This is a genomic window from Chloracidobacterium sp. (assembly GCA_016711345.1).
Classification (GTDB): Bacteria; Acidobacteriota; Blastocatellia; order Pyrinomonadales; family Pyrinomonadaceae; genus OLB17.
Genome location: JADJTD010000001.1, coordinates 2996035 through 3013220 on the forward strand (window position 1 = coordinate 2996035; position 17186 = coordinate 3013220).

General features: G+C 49.2%; 10 protein-coding genes, 1 tRNA gene and 1 riboswitch. Of the genes, 3 read left to right on the forward strand and 8 right to left on the reverse strand.

Annotated elements, in window-relative coordinates:
• The 4 genes from IPL32_12400 to IPL32_12415 form a co-directional block, all read right to left on the reverse strand.
• Positions 1-1869, reverse strand: coding sequence for a bifunctional homocysteine S-methyltransferase/methylenetetrahydrofolate reductase (locus tag IPL32_12400; GenBank protein MBK8466622.1), 1869 nt, complete (start codon positions 1867-1869; stop codon positions 1-3).
• Positions 1870-1907: 38 nt separating this feature from the next.
• Positions 1908-1983, reverse strand: a riboswitch (SAM riboswitch).
• Positions 1984-2031: 48 nt separating this feature from the next.
• Complete coding sequence (locus tag IPL32_12405) at positions 2032-3447, reverse strand: PDZ domain-containing protein (protein ID MBK8466623.1); 1416 nt, start codon at positions 3445-3447, stop codon at positions 2032-2034.
• Positions 3432-4265 (reverse strand): bifunctional DNA-formamidopyrimidine glycosylase/DNA-(apurinic or apyrimidinic site) lyase, encoded by an 834-nt coding sequence (gene mutM / locus IPL32_12410; GenBank protein ID MBK8466624.1) that lies wholly within the window; start codon positions 4263-4265, stop codon positions 3432-3434. The genes IPL32_12405 and mutM overlap by 16 nt, the downstream gene beginning before the upstream one ends.
• Positions 4266-4277: 12 nt before the next feature.
• Complete coding sequence (locus IPL32_12415; protein ID MBK8466625.1) at positions 4278-5321, reverse strand: NDP-sugar synthase; 1044 nt, start codon at positions 5319-5321, stop codon at positions 4278-4280.
• 235 nt (positions 5322-5556) lie between these two features.
• Between IPL32_12415 and IPL32_12420 the strand changes: the two genes are divergently transcribed.
• Positions 5557-7680 carry a tetratricopeptide repeat protein gene (locus IPL32_12420; GenBank protein ID MBK8466626.1) on the forward strand — a complete coding sequence of 708 codons (2124 nt, stop codon included), beginning with the start codon at positions 5557-5559 and terminating at the stop codon, positions 7678-7680.
• Positions 7681-7769: 89 nt separating this feature from the next.
• On the opposite strand, the gene IPL32_12425 is transcribed toward IPL32_12420, so the two are convergent.
• Positions 7770-9470, reverse strand: a complete 1701-nt coding sequence (locus IPL32_12425; protein ID MBK8466627.1) for a hypothetical protein — start codon at positions 9468-9470, stop codon at positions 7770-7772.
• 67 nt (positions 9471-9537) lie between these two features.
• On the reverse strand, positions 9538-12174 hold the full coding sequence (locus IPL32_12430) for a hypothetical protein (GenBank protein ID MBK8466628.1): 2637 nt from the start codon (positions 12172-12174) through the stop codon (positions 9538-9540).
• A gap of 248 nt (positions 12175-12422) precedes the next feature.
• Here IPL32_12430 and IPL32_12435 point away from each other — a divergent pair, with 248 nt between their 5' ends.
• Both IPL32_12435 and IPL32_12440 read left to right on the forward strand, forming a co-directional pair.
• Positions 12423-14813 carry a PD40 domain-containing protein gene (locus IPL32_12435; GenBank protein MBK8466629.1) on the forward strand — a complete coding sequence of 797 codons (2391 nt, stop codon included), beginning with the start codon at positions 12423-12425 and terminating at the stop codon, positions 14811-14813.
• 411 nt (positions 14814-15224) lie between these two features.
• Positions 15225-16163, forward strand: coding sequence for an IS1595 family transposase (locus tag IPL32_12440; protein ID MBK8466630.1), 939 nt, complete (start codon positions 15225-15227; stop codon positions 16161-16163).
• Positions 16164-16235: 72 nt separating this feature from the next.
• On the opposite strand, the gene IPL32_12445 is transcribed toward IPL32_12440, so the two are convergent.
• A tRNA-Pro gene (locus IPL32_12445) sits at positions 16236-16320 on the reverse strand.
• 302 nt (positions 16321-16622) lie between these two features.
• Positions 16623-17087, reverse strand: a complete 465-nt coding sequence (locus IPL32_12450) for a hypothetical protein (protein MBK8466631.1) — start codon at positions 17085-17087, stop codon at positions 16623-16625.
• Between the last annotated feature and the right edge of the window lie 99 nt (positions 17088-17186).

Sequence of the window (17186 nt, forward strand, 5' to 3'; positions counted from 1 at the left end):
TCACCTCTTAAATTCATCCAAAGCTTCAAATACCTGTAGAGCGTATTTCACGTTTCCGAATGGGGCCGAGACCTGAACGCCTTGAATTACGTCGCGAACTTCGAGCAGCGATTCCCGAGCGATGTTGATGCCTTCTTCGCGGGCTTCCTCTTTGCTTACGTCAGAGGCTATACGCATGCGTTCGAGGATCTCTTGGGTTACCTCGACGCCCGGCACTTCGTTATGAAGAAATTCGGCGTTGCGGAAGCTAACGAGCGGCCAAATACCGGCGATGATCGGAATTCGGACGTGATCGATCATATCGAGAAAGCGTTTTAGCTGCGCGGTGTCGAAAACCGGCTGAGTGATAGCGTATTCAGCACCAGCTTCGACCTTCCACTCGAATCGTTTTATTTCCTCTTCCATATTCACCGCGCCGGGATTTACACCGACTCCGATCGAGAACGCGGTCGGTTTGCCGATCGGGTTGTTGCCTAGATCAAGGCCGTGATTTAGTTTGTTGACCATGTTGGTCAGGCCGATCGCGTCTATGTCAAAAACGGCGGTCGCATCAGGGTAAGGCCCCATCTTTGGCGGGTCGCCCGTGATCAGCAGTAAATTGTGCAATCCCAAAGCGGAAGCTCCGAGCAGATCCGACATCATGCCGAGCAGATTGCGGTCGCGGCAGCAGTAGTGCAGGACGGCTTCGATGCCGATCTCGCGTTCGACGAGAACGGCAGTCGCTTGGGCCGACATTCGCGTTTGGGCACGCGGGCCGTCTGGAATATTTACGCCATCGACGCCGGCGTCTTTTAGCAAACGGATCGAATCGAGCGTCTTCTGAGCATCGCATCCTTTGGGCGGCAGAACCTCGACCGACGTAACAAATTCGCCGCGAGCGATCTTTGCCGACCAGCGGGAACGATCCTCGGGCTTTACGACCTGAACGTCGTCCGGTTTCAGTTCAGAGATCGTGACCGGCTCATTTTCTATTACCGCTCTCGCCGTGACACGCGGACTGATCGAGCGGATGCCGTCCGCAATAAGCTTGATGTGCGTCGGTGTAGTTCCGCAGCAGCCGCCAACGAATTTTGCACCGACCTGGACAAAACGCCGTGAAAATTCGGCCATATATTCAGGCGAACCCATGTAAAACTGTCGCCCCTGAACGTCACGCGGCAAACCGGCGTTTGGCTGTGCAGAAAGCGGATTGGTTGTGACCGAACGCATTTTTTCGAGAGCGTTGAGCAGATGGTTTGGGCCCATTCCGCAGTTCAGGCCGATGACATCGACGCCGAGTTTGTCGAGCTTCTTCGTAAAATGCTCCGGTGTGTCGCCGTAAAGTGTTTTGCCGTCCATTTGGATCGTCATCTGGGCAACTATCGGCAGATCGGTCAGTTCACGGACGGCGCGAATCGCCTGTTCGATGAGCGGCAATTCGGAAAAGGTTTCGAGGATGAAAAGGTCAACGCCGCCTTCGAGCAATGCTTCGATCTGCTCTTTGTACATCTCTCGTGCCTCGTCGAAAGATGTCGGGCCAAACGGTTCGAGACGCAAACCCAAAGGCCCGATTGCTCCGGCAACATAGGCCTTGTCGCCTGCGGCCTCGCGGGCAAGTTTCACGGCGGAAACATTGATCTCGCGTAATTTGCTTTCGAGGCCGTACGGTTGCAATTTGTGCCGCGTCGCACCAAAGGTATTGGTCTCGATAATGTCCGCACCGGCGGCAACGTACTCCTCATGGACCTCGCGGACAAGGTCTGGATTTGTGAGATTAAGCTCGTCGTAGCTGCGGTTGATATAAACGCCCTTATCGTAAAGACGCGTCCCGACCGCTCCGTCAAAAACGTATATGCCGTCTGAATCCAGAAGTTCGCGAAAGTTTTTCATAAAACAAAAAGCCTCGCCAAAACAGCGAGACTTTCAAGATCGATGTGTCTATTGGCTGTTTAGCAGTTTATTTAACGTGGTCGCAAGTCGCATTAACTCACCACGATTGATTCAGTATTGATATTCCTAATGACGCTGTCAAGCGCTAACTGATTCTAGGTCTTATCGTTTTGCATCCTTTGAATCTTTTTCACTGTTGTCACCTTGTGTAAGGAAATTCAGCTTTCCCGCCTCTGCCGGGCTTAACTGTACCCCAAACGCAATTGCCACATACGCCAAAACCGGGTCCATTTTCATCTGCAGAGCAAGGCCGCCCGGTCGCAGTACAGTATCGGGAATGACACCTATGTGTTCGAGCCGCGAGCCATCCTTCATGACAACGTCGCCGATCGTAATGCTCATTCCCGGTGAGAAATATTGGGCATTGTCCCATTTAGTTATTGAACGGAGTTTCAAAGGAAAACCAATGCTTGTCATCACGCTTCCGCTGCTTACGTCTCCGTACACGACAGCCCGTTTTTCCAGTTGAAGAACGCGAGCAGTCACCTCGGCGGCTGATGCAGATGCAGAATCAATAAGCACCGCGACTTTGCCTCTATAAATCTTGTCCCTGTCTACGGGCTTAGACATTCGCAGTTCGGATTTTGACCGCTTCACCATATCAGCGATCTTTACCTTTTCTTCAAAGAAATATCCTATGAATGCCTCTTCCACTGAAACTAAACCTCCGGAATTGCCTCGTAGATCAAGGATAAGATTCGGGTACTTAGCCGCAAATTTCATCATTTTAGCGATATCGTTATTTTCAGCATTAAATGTATAAAGTTTACAAACGACAACAGTAGGACTGATCTCCGAACACTTGAAAATGTCACGTTTCGTTTCTTGTCGATCAATTAGGTCGTTCCAGAATTTTGCTGAGCTGACACTGCTGGCAGTTATGCGAACTGTTTTTTCAGCATTATCGGGCCGCCTAATCTTTAATTCTATCGTCTTGGCAGGATCGAGACTATAAAGCACAAAATTGATCTTCCAAAGGTCTGTGCGGTTTGGTACAAAATTTCCGATCTTTAGTACCTGATCGCCAGGTTCCAGGCCTTGCTTAAAGGCATCACTTTTTTTGTCGACTATTGTAATGAAGCAATCGTCGCCTATCATTTGCCATCTAACACCGTAATCAAAATTGTCCGTGCGCGGCAGGCCTAGAGATGTGTGAGAGTCGTTGAGTTCTAAAAGCACTTGCGCTGGAACACGATACATTTGCCAGTTATACTCAAGAGTTTTTAGACGTTCTTTTGCTTCTTTGATTCTTTTTTTTAGATCTATTCCGTGAAAGGTCTTGTCATAATAATGCTCAAACATTAGCCGCTCGATCTCGTCAAGCATTTGTGACGCGTATTCTCGCGCACGTTTGGCATTAGCATCCGGGTTTGGCTTATTGTCATCCTTGTCCTGAGCCCCGACGTAGACCGCCGTTACTGCGATGATGACAACAAGTGCAAAACAAGTTAGGTAAGCGTACCGAGCTGAGCAGATCTTAGGTTTGGCAGATATGACCGGTACTATTTTTTCTGACATTTTGGACAAAAATAAGTTGAACGACTACCTTGTTTTAACCTTAGAATTGGCGATTTGCAAGCATTGCAAAGTTCACCTTCACGGTCGTAAACGAACCATCCGGCATCGGTGGAACCGCTGAAATAATTGCCTTCCAGGTTTTCGGGATCGACTACGCGGCTTCCTGCGTGTGAGACGGCTTCTTGCAAGACGGCACGAATACTTTCATGCAGGCGTATGACGTTTTGTTTAGAAAGTTTATCGGCTGGCTTTCTCGGATCCAAACCTGCGGCGAACATCGCTTCACAGGCATAGATGTTGCCCAGGCCGCAGACTCTTGTTTGGTCGAGCAGAAATTCTTTCAGGCTGCGTTTGGAATTTTTTGTCCTATCAAAAAGATATTCGATAGAAAAATCATCAGAAAAAGGTTCGGGTGCGAGTTTTATTAATTCCTTCGCATCGTGAAGATCGTTAGTATCAACGATTTTCATCAATCCGAAATGCCGCTGGTCGTCAAAGACCAATCTGGTTTCGTCCTCCAGATGGAAAACCGCGTGGGTGAATTTCGGATCTTCGCGTTCGGCGGGCAAAATCGAGAAGCGTCCGCTCATTCTCAGATGAACAATCAGTGTTTTTTCGCTGCTGAGATCAAAGAGAATATGCTTACCCCGTCGATGGACAAAATTGATCTTTGCTTTACGAAGTTTGTTGGAAAATTTGACTGGTGATATATCAGGAGCGAGTCGCGGACGAAGAAGTTTTGCAGACACAATTGTCCGGCCTTTGACCAGCGAGTTAAGCGATCTTGAGATCAGTTCGACTTCAGGTAATTCGGGCATTGAAATTCGTGCTTAGACTTTCGTGTAATCCGTAAGCGTACTCTTGTCGCCTATGACCGAGCCTTCGCCGACTATAGCGTTTCTGCCGATATGGCAGCTTCGGCCTATGACTGCGTTGCGTATTTCAGCAGCGCTGGAAATGCGTGTGTGCGACCAGATCACAGAATTCTCGACCACGGCTTTTTCTTCGATATGAACGCCTGAACCGATCACAGAATTAACAACACGAGCACCAGACTTAACGACACAATCGCTGCCGAGAACAGACAGTTTATCGATCTCCGCCCGCGTTGCTACGTCGTCAGAGGAAGCAGCTTTTTCGATCTCAAAACCATCCAGTTTTCCGCTCAGGAAATCATGATGAGCAGCGAGATAACTTGCGGGCGTTCCGATGTCACGCCAATATTCCGTCGTCATTTCGAATCCGAAAAACGGCATTTGGCGATTCAAAATGTCAGGGAACACGTCATATTCGAAGGACTTATTGGCGTCCGCAGCAATCGTATCTAATATCTCAGGTTCTAGAATGTAAATGCCTGCATTTATTGTATTTACTTGTAGCGCCGCAAGCTCGTCAGGCTGGGGTTTTTCGACAAAGCGCTGTACGTTGTTGTTCTCATCAATCTTGATAAGCCCATAGCGAGTAGGGTCTTCGACAGGCACAAGAGTAATGGTTGCAGCAGCAGATCTGGAATTATGAAATTCGATCACTTTACCGATGTCGAGATCGGTCAGGATGTCGCCGTTGAAAACGACGGTAGTCTCGCGAATGGCGTTAGAAGCAAATTTATACGCACCGCCCGTTCCCATCGGTGACGGCTCGGTTACATAACGCAGACTTACGCCAAAATCTGCTCCGCTGCCCAAAATATGCTCGATCTTGTCCGGTTGATAACTCAGCGACAAAGTGATGTCTGTAATGCCTGCTTTTCGCAAGATCTCGATCTGATATAACAGAAACGGGCGATTTATGAATGGAACTATAGGTTTTGGTGTGTAAACGGTCAGCGGCCTGAGTCTTGTGCCTTTTCCGCCTGCCAAAATTAAAGCCTGCATATGTAAAACTAATTATGAGCCTAAAGAAGTGCACAGTAAAAATGAAAGCCATTTTTTCTTGACGTATGTTAAACAATGCTTATAAATATTAAAATATATTGACACTCCAAATTGCGGCGTGTTAGATTAATTATTACAGGTTCGTTCAAAGATCCGACCTGTGCATTCATACTGCTAATCCTGCTTTTCGGCGTATCCGGTTGTTCCCGAACCAAGTTCTGTTGTCAGATAAAAAATGAGCTTCGATAAAACAAAAGCGATGCGAAACGCGGAGCGTTATGTCGCGCAAGGCAAAATACGCTCTGCAATATCAGAATACCGTTCCGTCGTTGACCACGATCCTCGTGATATAGCGACGCTAAATATGCTTGGCGACCTTCACGCAAAGAGTTCGGACAAGCGCGAAGCGGTTGAATGTTATCTTCAGGTTGCAGAGCACTATAACAAGCAGGGCTTCGCTCAAAAAGCTATCGCGATGTACAACAAAGTCTCGCGGATACAGCCAAATTCCATCGAGGTTCTGGTAAAGCTGGCGGAACTGCACAAGGGGAAAGGAGCTCTTTCGGAAGCAAAGGAGCACTATACTGCGCTTGCCGAGCATTATCAGAAAAACGGACGTCGGCTCGAAGCTCTGGCAATGTGGAAGCAGATCGCGTTGCTCGATCCGAACAATACGGAAGTTTGCATGAGCCTCGCGGATTCGTACGTTCGCGAGAATCAAAAAGAAGACGCCGTCGAGGCATATGCCGAAGCCGGTGCTCGATTTAGTCGGCAAGGCAAGAACGAAGATGCGATCCGAGCCTTGATGAAAGGCTTTGACATAAAATCTACTGACCTCAGAATCCTCAGCGGAATCGTGAGTGCTCAGACTGCCTTAGGCCGTGCTGGTAAAGCAGCATCGCTGCTCGAGGAAATTCTCGAGAACGAGCCGTACAATCGTGACGTGCTCTATCTTTTGATCGAGTGTTGTATTGATTCGCAAAACGCGGTTGCAGCGGAAAAAGCCGTCGTAAGGCTTGTAGAGATCGAACCGGCAAATTATCCGAAATTCCTAGATCTGATCAGAATATATCTGAATGTAAACGACCCGGAATCGGCGGCTCGTATCCTTACGATGAGCAGCGAATATTTGCTAGCGGGCGGCCAGTCAGACGAGTGCTGCAAGTGGATAAACGAGATCCTCGAGCGCGATCCAGCTCAGCTTACGGGCTTGAGACTATTGGTTCGCTACAATTCCTGGCTCAATGATGAGAATGGTTTCCGCCTTTCACTTGAAAGGCTTTACACCGCTGCTGCTTCACAGGACGCCGTCGAAGACGAACGTTTTGCCCTCGCTCAATTGGTCGTTATCTTGCCGCACGAGATACGTTTTCGAGACCGGTTGACGGAGATAAATGAGAAGTACGGTTTTGAAGATAATCCGATCGACGAGGAACTTCTAAAGGCACAATTTGCCAAAGAAGAAAGCGGCGATGCAGAGATCGAATTGAACAACGGCAACAAAGCAAAGCTGAACGGCCACAAACCAGAGAATTCTGGAGATGCGGAATTGGATAGCAGTGATGAGATCATTGATGCGGAGATAATCGAAGACTCGTCGGAAAATAAAAGTGGTTCGAAGGGTGGAAAACGGCGTGCGAAGGATAAGAACGCAAAACAGCCTGAGCTGTCGCATGCCGATGAGCTAAAGATCCAAAAAGAGATCGAAAGCATCACGTTCTATATAGAGAACGATTATGACGAACTCGCCGAAAAGGCATTGGCCGAACTAGTTCAGGAATTTGGCGACCGCGAAGAATTTGCCGCACTACGAAACCGCATGGGAGCAGCTGCCGAAAACGAAGTTTCGGATGAGACGCCTGCAGACGAAGTTACGGCAGAGACCGAAAGCCAAGAGGTCGTGGCCAACACTATCGGCGTCGACGAGATCAGGTCGGAATTTGGTATCGAAGGTGCCGAAGACGCAAACGGTGCCGATTACGAAACACACTATCACACGGCAGTTGCCTATCAAGGCATGGGGATGATCGAGGACGCGATCCGCGAATTTCAAGACGCGATCAACCTCACCAGCCTGGACGATGGAACGCGAAGGTTTTATTACTGTGCAAATCTACTCGGCCATTGCTTTATGCAAAACGGAATGGCGAATCACGCTGTCACTTGGTTTAACCGTGCCCTTGAAACAACCGAGATCTCAGACGAAGAGCAATACGGACTTTGGTACGAACTGGCCGCAGCCTACGAAGCCAACGGCGAAGAAGAAAAAGCCGCGATGTACTTCGAAATGGTCTATGCCGAAAATGTCGATTTCCGCGACGTCGCCGACCGCGTCAAAAACCTCGTCGCAGCTCATTAACCTCCGAAATTACTCTCCGCAAAAATCCGCATTATTTGTCAGACAGATGAATTTTTTCATCGCGTCGATCTGGCGTTAATTAGTTGCCACTATTCTTTTTTCTCAAGCTGTTCGAGGCGTTTTGCAAGCTGCTCGATCAGTGCCTGTTGCTGCGCAACACGGATCCTGAGTGTTTCAAGCTCGGTTTTCTCCGCAAAATTCGAGGTGCACAGCGACAAGCGATTTGCGGTGTTCCGGCAAAGATGCACATTGCCGGTCGTGCTGCCAAGAGTATCGACGATAAGGCTGCCGTCGATTATGACCGCTCCTGGAATGCGAACTGTATCCTCGCCGCCCGGACGACCGAGATAAATCGAATTGCTGAAGTTGGCGACAGATTGGGAACCAATCGCGGTTGCAAAGTTAAGAGTGCCGAGCGAGATATTTGCGTTATGGCCAATGACAGTGTTGTTATCACCGGTGGTGTTACCAATTCCGGCTGCGTATCCAACGAACGAGTTATTGAGACCTGTTGTATTTGCTTGACCTGCATACGCACCGAAAAAGGAGTTGCTGCTGCCCGTAGTATTTGCGTTGCCGGCATTCCCGCCAAAAAAAGAATTGCCGCCTCCATTCGTATTCGAGTCGCCGGCCAACACTCCAAAAATCGAGTTATTTCCGCCGGTCGTGTTCGAAAAACCGGCGCTCCTGCCAAAGAAAGAGTTGTCGAGGCCCGTCGAGTTTGCTTGACCGGCAGATGCGCCGACGAACGTATTGTTAAAGCCCGTCGTGTTCGAAATACCTGCCTCTCTGCCGAAAAATGAGTTGTTACTTGCCGTTGTGTTCGATTGGCCGGCAAACGAACCGACGAACGTGTTGCTGCCGCCTGTTGAATTCGAATTACCGGCATTACCGCCAAAAAAAGCATTGCCGCTGCCCGTCGAGTTTGCACTTCCCGCTAAAACGCCAAAGAACGAGTTGCCGCCGCCCATAGTGTTCGAAGAACCCGCACTCCTGCCAAAGAAAGAGTTGTCGAGTCCCGTTGAGTTTGCTTGACCGGCAGATGCTCCGACAAAAGTATTGTTAATGCCGGTGGAATTTAGGATGCCTGCACCTATACCTGCAAATATATTGCCTGTGCCCGTACTGCTCAGGATGCGGTTGCCGTTGATGCTGAATTGGGTCGTGGCATTAACAATGCCGCCAGAAAGCGTTCCGCCCGCTGTGCCGCTTCCGCTGATATTGAAATTGCTGGTTGCTTGGGCTCCCGCGTTCTGATTCTGAATGTAGTTGGAACTGCCCGCTGTCGGCGAACGCGAATCGCTCATGCGAAGATCGGTCGTAACGACAAACTGATTTGCCGCCACGCCGCCGAGTTGGAGAGAGTTATTTGCAGTCGTTGCGTTCACAGCCGAGTCCGCTGTGGTCGCATTCAAACTGCGGACCGAATACGGAGCGCTGTTTACCGCCTGTCGCGGCAGCAACTGTTGATAACCGCCGGGATTGTCCGTCGGACGCAAACGGATCTCAAGAAAACGACTGGCTCCCGTAAACTGCAAACCAAAATCAAGCTGAACCGCGAAAATGCCGTTAGCAACAGCAACAGTGCTTCGCGTCAGCGTCGAACCCAACTGTGCCCCGCCGCTCAAAGCATCAAACAACGCAAACTCAAAATCATAATTGCCGTTCGCCGCACTAACGCCGTCTCTCAGGCTGCCCTGATAAGTAAACTCCGTCGTCTGCGCCGAAACCACGGAAGCGAGAAAACCAAAGAAAACGATTGCCAGAAATAAACGATTTGCGTGACGCATATTTCCCTCCAAGAATTTAATTTATCTATGGCAATCATACTCTGGTTATCCAGCTTTTCAAACATGTTTATTTCTTACTCTTTTCGGCAGACAGCACGATCTGCTCGAGTGCAGCCAGACGGGCTTTTAACTCTTCGACTTCGGTACTTTTCTCCTTTTTCAAATTTTCGATCTGCGACTGAAGTTCCGCCACGACAGGAGCCGAATACTCGCTCAGATTGGCAAATACCTGGATCGTGCCTTCCTCGTCCGCATCTTCGAGCGCGTAGCCAATGATCTTGCATGCCTTTATCGATTTCATTCCGTATCCGGCCTTTGAGCTTGAAGTAATTGGATCGCCCCGTTTGATCGGGCCGTTTTCCAGCGTGACTTTCGCGGGAAAGTAACCGTAAATACTTAGCGGCAGATAATGGTCGTTGAGTTTCGGGCCGTTTGCTCCCTTTTCGGGGTTAGTAATAAACCCGAGTAAATTTGCATCGCACGCGGTCGAAGATTTCTCAACTGTAAACGGTCCGTGTGCATCGCCGTATGGATTCTTGACAGCGGTTGCGATGCTCACAAGGTCGGCGGTTTCGGGAAAACCCGCACCATTATCGATCGAAGGAGCGTATTCGGCAGAAGAGAAGCAAACAGAAAGAACTAGGGAGATGTTGTCGTAACATACGTGTCCGACACTACCAGTTTGAGAAAGCGGCAGCTTTACCGCAGAGGAGCTAACGACAAAGTAATTACCCACCTGGAAATTTGAGGTAGGGTTGGTAATGCCAATTCCAACGTTTCCATTGTCCAGGATCGTCATCCGCTCTGTGCTCCCACCCGACGTCCGCAGAGCAATGCGGCTACCGGTCGCGGAATTTAAGAACAGGCCACTCGTCGATGAAAGGCTGCTTGCAGTTACGCCATTAGCCGTTATGCCCCCATTGACCTGAAGTTTGTCAGACGGAGTGGTTGTCCCAATGCCGACATTGCCGGCAACATAGCCATTGCCGGAAACATTAAAATTACTCGCCGCCTGGAGCGTAGTGCGGTTTTGAATATAGTCAGTGTCACCTGCGGGAAGATTGGCGACGAGTGCTCCGGGGATCACAACCTGATCGCTGCCGTTGCTGCGTCCTAAAGCGATCGTATTGCTTGTCGAAACGGTTGAATCTGCACCGATAGCGGTGGCGTATTGCAGATTCCCGGCACCGGGGTTTGCGTTATACCCGATTGCGGTGTTTCGAATGCCCGTGGTGTTGAAGCCGCCGGCAGCGGCTCCATAAAACGAGTTCTCATCACCTGACGTATTGCTAACTCCGGCATTGCGTCCAAAAAACGAATTTGAGTCGCCATCAGCAGTCAAAGTTCCGGCGGCGGCTCCAAAAAATGAGTTGTTGGAACCTAGGGTGTTTCTTCCGGCACTGTGTCCAAAAGAGGCATTGTCATTACCGGCTTGATTTAACCTTCCGGCATCGAATCCGAAAATAGAATTTCTAGTGCCCGTTGTGTTTTGAAGCCCGGCAACGAAACCAAAAAACGAGTTGGCGGAGCCTGTCGTATTAAATTCTCCGGCAAATCCTCCGAAAAACGAGTTCTGAACACCACTCGTGTTCAACTCCCCGGCTGCAGTCCCGAAAAATGAGTTGTTATCACCTGCCGTGTTCGAGAGTCCGGCATTGCGTCCGAAAAACGAGTTTTGAAAACCAGTAGTGTTAGTCGATCCTGCTTGACGGCCGAAAAAGGAGTTTTGATATCCTGTTGTGGTATTCTGTCCCGCAGCAGCCCCGAAAAATGAATTGTCCTCGGCCGTCGTCTTGTTCCCGGCATTAAACCCGAAGAACGAATTGTAATTGGCTGTCGTGCTGAATTCTCCGGCATTAAATCCAAAATAGGAATTTACGCCACCAGTCGTATTTGAGCGTCCGGCTTGGTACCCGAAAAACGCATTGCCGCTCCCGGTGTTGGTCGTGTTTCCGGCAAAATATCCAAAAAATGAATTGTTGCCGCCCGAACTATTGTTCGCCCCTGCGGAGCTACCAAAAAAGGAGTTGGAATTACCGGTGGTATTGGATTGACCCGTTTGGGGACCGACAAATAAATTACTGGCCGGAGCACTCAGGATGCGATTGCCATTGAGATTGAATTGTGTTGTCGAGTTCAGAATATTTGCCGTGCCCGTACCACTGACGTTGAAGTTGCTCGACGATTGCGGCGATGTACCGTTTTGGACATAGTTCGTTGAACCTGCCGTAGGTGATCGTGAATCGGTCATTCGCGGATCGGTCGTGACGACGTACTGACTAGCCGCGACTCCGCCAAGCTGAGTTGCATTTGTGGCTGTTGTTGCGGTGTCAGCACCAAGACTTTTTACTGAATACGGTTGGCTGTTGATTTGTTGTCGCGGAGTCAGCGTCGTCAAACTCGGTTGGCCTGTCAGGCGAACCCTGATCTCAAGAAACCTGTTTGCTCCCGGAAACTGGCTGCCAAAATCTAGTGAAACAGAAAAGATGCCGGTCGCAACCGCTACCGAGTTGCGCGTCAGAGTCGAGCCAAGCTGATTTCCGCCCGAAACCGCGTCATACAACGCAAACTGAAAATCGTAATTACCGTTCGCAGCACTTGCGCCGTCTTTCAAACTGCCCTGATAACTAAACGCAGTCGTCTGCGCCGAGATGCCCGTGGCAATAAAAACGCAGAGCAGGATCGAGAGTAGTGTCTTTCGCATATGATTTCTCCTTATGTCTAACGGAATGTCTAGCGGACGTCGTGGCGCCGGTAATCCTCAGTTTCCAATTTTTTAAAAAGCGATGTTAAATTTCAGGTATTGATCAGAGCGGACAAAATGGAGCACGGGAAATTCTTTATGTTTTACCCGCTCTGCGCTATGATTCCTGTATCGTTACCAGGGATCAGGAGCCGATCTCGTCCTCTATTTGTCCGCTCACTTAGAGAATTTAAGCGGGAAATGAGGAAATGTCTTTGGATTTAACATTAAAAAATCTTGAATTTAAGTTTAAAGTGAGTAATCCGCTAAAAAATAAGGTTTTTGAGTTCGAAGATTTTCGACTCGATGCCGATACAAAGCTCCTTTACCGGAGCGGCGAACAGGTCGTGCTCACACCTAAGGCCGTTGAAACACTGATCGCTCTGGTCGAAAGTCACGGCAGTGTCATCAGTAAGGAAGAATTGATGCAAAGGATCTGGGCCGACACGATCGTCGAAGAGTCGAACCTTGCCCAGTATCTTCACGTTCTGCGCAAAACGCTCGGCGAAACGAGCGACGGCAAAGCTTTCATCGAAACCCTGAAGCGGCGCGGTTACCGTTTCAACGGCACGGTTCGCGTGGTACAAAATACAAATGGTCTCTCACCTTCAATTGAGAAAGGTGAAAAGCTTGACGCCAAATCCGCGAACGGACGCATAAACATATCAAATTCACCCTCTCGCCGCGTGGAGCGGCACGGCAACGTTCAGGCGCTTAGTCCTGTCGTCGCGGAACGCGAAACGCCCCATCCTGTCAACGTCGAGCGTTCGGACAATATTTATACTGTTTCCGATTGGCGTCGCGAGCCGGTCGCCGATACATCGTTGCCGGTTATTCCGCAAACTCGTTCGAATTGGTTTTCACCTCTGATGATTGCCGTTTTGGTGGCCGGATTCGCGGGGATCGTGTTCGGTATTTACAAATTTGGAACGAGCGGCCAGAATGCCCAAGCACGAAGCGTTCCTTTTCGCGAGTCCGACATAACGCGGCTAACCACTTCCGGCCGGTCAAAACGCTCCGCGATCTCGCCGGACGGGCGATATGTGGCCCACGTTATGGCCGCTGCGGACGGCGAGAGCCTCTGGGTCCGCCAGGTCGCCGTGCCAAACGACACTCGTCTTGCGGGCCCATTACAAAGTAGTAATTTAGTCTGGGTTACTTTTGCACCGGATGGCAATTTTGTTTATTACCTGGCTCTCGAAAAAAATAAGGGTGAGCCCGAATTGTTTCGCGTGCCGGTTTTGGGCGGCCCCACGGTTAAAGTTTTGAACAATATTGCCCCGCCGACATTTTCGCCCGACGGAACGAGGATCGCGTACATGAGAACGGATCAGGGAGAGAACAAGCTGTTCGTCGCCGATGCCAACGGCACAAACGAAACGGTGCTTGTGTCACGCCGCGAGCCAGATTACCTGAATATGTTCTGGTATGCCCCGGCGTGGTCCCTCGATGGAAAGAGCATCGCCTTTCCGGTAGGTCAGGGCGATGAGAATGGCCGTTACGAGACGGTACTGGCGGTCGACGTTGAGACAGGGGTCGAGCGCAAATTAACCGACGCACGTTGGCAGCAGGTCGGACAGCCGCGGTGGCTTGCGGATGGACTCCTGCTGACGGCTTCGGAAGGGTCGACGGCACCTCAACAGCTTTGGCATATTTCGCTGCCCGACGGTACGGCGTCACGCATTACGCGGGATTTGAACAGTTATGAGGGGCTAAGTCTCACATCGGACACAAAAACATTGGCGGTGATCCAGGATCACGTCGTTTCTAACATCTGGACGACGGGTGAGAACGTGTCCGCCGCAAAACAGGTAATATCCGAGGCCGGCTGGCTCAACGAGCTTATCTGGCTGCCGGATGGCCGGCTCGCGTATACGTCAAGAGCGGGCGGCAGCTCCGATATCTGGACGATGAACGCGGACGGATCGAATATTCGTCAGCTCACGGTTGGTGCAAACGCGAGGCTCGGCCTGACCGTTACCGCAGATGAAAAGCAACTCATCTTTGCCGCCGAGCGCGACGGAAAGTACAATCTCTGGCGTGTAAATATAGACGGATCAAACCTTGAGCGAATAACAAACGGCGACGGCGAATTCTATCCGCAATGCACGCCGGATGGCCGCTGGATCGTTTATCAGTCCGGCGCAAATTATCCGACGCTATGGAAAATGCCGATCGGCGGCGGTGAACCCACGGCAATTACAAAAACGACCGGTTCACGGCCTTCGATCTCGCCTGACGGCAAGTTCGTGGCATATCATTATCTCGATTCAAGCCTTGAAGGGTCCCAATGGGGCATCGGAATCAGCAGCCTCGAAGACGGTAAACGCGTCAAGCGTTTCGACTTTCCATCTACCGTCGTTGAACGGCTGGTAAAATGGACACGTGATGGAAAGGCTATCGCGTTTCTCAATAGCCCCGGCGGCGTTCCAAACATCTGGACCCAGGCCCTCGACGGCGGAGTCCCCAAACCACTGACCGACTTTCCATCCGACAGCATCATCACTTTTAACTGGAATACCGACGGCAGCCAACTCGCGGTCATCCGAGGCGTCGAAACAAGCGACGTCCTCCTGATCAACCGCTCCTCCTCAAAATAAAATTGTCATCCCGGTCAATAAATCGTTGTGCGGCACGGGTCGCACGATATGCTCCCGGATTGTCGGGCGCGGGATACATCCAAACAACGCTCCACGCAATACTCACGGATTAAGGCGTAAGTCTGAACGTTTCATAGATAAAAAAATGAACAATCTGTATGTTTTTTCGTATAGACGGCTGTTAGGTGTGTTATTTGACAAGATGATGGAGAGTCTTGAGTTGGAAGTCTGTAGTCTTTAGCGATCTACCGTTCCAGCAATGGCCATGGTGTTTCGGAGTTGTGAAACGCTGTAACAGCAATATTTACGTGAGTTACGAATTTTGCAAGACAGGGGTGATATTTTGTGAATTATCCACTTGACATACCAAATCTAATCAGGTAAGCTATTCTTAGATTGAGGATAGCTACTATGAATCTTATCCAATTAGCACAATTAACAGAAACCGAAGCACGCGAACATATTGAGAAAATCATTTGGGCGAATGGTGTTACTTGTCCGCATTGCCAAACGGTTGACAATGCAACTAAAATGCAGGGCAAAACAACCCGTGCCGGACTGTATAAGTGCAAAAACAAAACATGCAGAAAGCCGTTTACAGTGACACAGGGAACTGTTATGGAAGGATCAAAAGTATCTCTCCGAAACTGGCTTATGGCAATTCATTTGCTGTGTTCGAGTCGTAAAGGTTTTTCAGCCAATCAACTACAAAAGGAATTAGGCTTAGGCTCTTACGAAACAGCATGGCTGTTACTACATAAAATCAGACACGCAATGGATACAGGTTCTTTTATACCTAAAAAAATGGAGGGAGCGATTGCGGCGGACGAAACCTATGTCGGCGGACGACCGCGCTTCAAAAATAGTGGTAAACGTGGACGTGGAACGCCTAAGACTCCGGTATTTGCTTTGGTCGAAACCAAAGGCGGTCGTGTATTAGCACAGCCGTTAGAGCGAGTGAACGGAACAAATATCCGAAGAATTATTTGTGAGAATGTCAGTCCGAGTGCAACGATAATGACCGACGAATTTTCAGTTTATAGAGGTTTGGACAAAATCTTTGCAAAGCATGGAGTGGTAAATCACAAACAGAAACAGTATGTAAAAGATGGCATGTCAACTAATGAGGCGGAATCATTCTTTGCATTAATCAAACGTGGACATCACGGAATTTATCATCAATACAGCAAACAGCATTTACCGCTGTATATCGCAGAATGTCAGTATCGTTGGAATACGCGATTTGATGATGCAGACGCAAGGCTTAACAAGGTGATTGTGCTATCACAAGGCAAGCAATTAACCTATAAAACACCTAAAAATAAAGTTAAATCGTTGAAAACTAAGTAGTAAGGGCTTACCCGATATTTTGTCGGGTAGTTTTACCTTGTCACGCGCGCGGGGGTATGCTATAAAAGAAAGTGCGGACGGCGGGACTCGAACCCGCAAAACCTGCTCGGTCGCCAGATCCCTGATCTGGTGCGGTTACCAATTTCGCCACATCCGCATCTTGAAAGTGAGGCTTTAACCGAGCCTCTGCGGGTTAGTTAATTAAATCAAGGCGGATTCGCTAATACTTCGATCACCCCGTTGTGAAAAGTGTTCACGATTACAACTTGATTGCCACAGCAAACCTTAGTCACGCTAAGTCGTTTGCCCTTCGGCTGAGACGGTTTCTCAGCCATACTGATAGTTACTACTAACATAGTGTTTTACTAACGACTCCGATGCTTAGAACATCGGAGTTTTTTCTGCGCTGTCGCAGAAATTTTTGGGGAAACACTATCAAAACCCAAACTTGTCAAAAAACTACACAGCACGGAAAGTCACTTTCCGTGTGCCTTCATTAAACTTCTCCAGCTCGTCTTTTGTGAATAAATTCGCCAGCGTGGCTGACACACTCGCAAAACGACTTTTATCTACGTCGTTCGGATGTGCCTTCTTTAGAGCATCAAACATCTGACGAGTAGAGAATTTACGGTCTCCGAAGAGTTTGATCTGCTCTCTCACAGCTTCCCGTAAAATAAATCCTTCTGTGCCTGTACGAGGAATACGAGCCATTTTGACTTCCACGCTATTGTCGGCAGATTTAGATACGGTTTTCCATTCTATTTGATCTGCTAAATCCACCGTTTGGCGTAGCGAACAAATAAATTCATAGAATCTGGTTAATTCAGGATCATTCTTCGCAGCCAGCCGCTTAAGAAATTCTTTATCCTGCTCTTTTATGTTTTGTTTCAGCCCCGCAACAAACATCTCATTTGTTAGTTCCATATTGCCACTCCCGTAAGATTGAAACCTAGTATATGTGATACGGATGGAGATTAGCAAATTTAAAAATGCAATGATTGGGAACTTTTTTTGCCACTCACA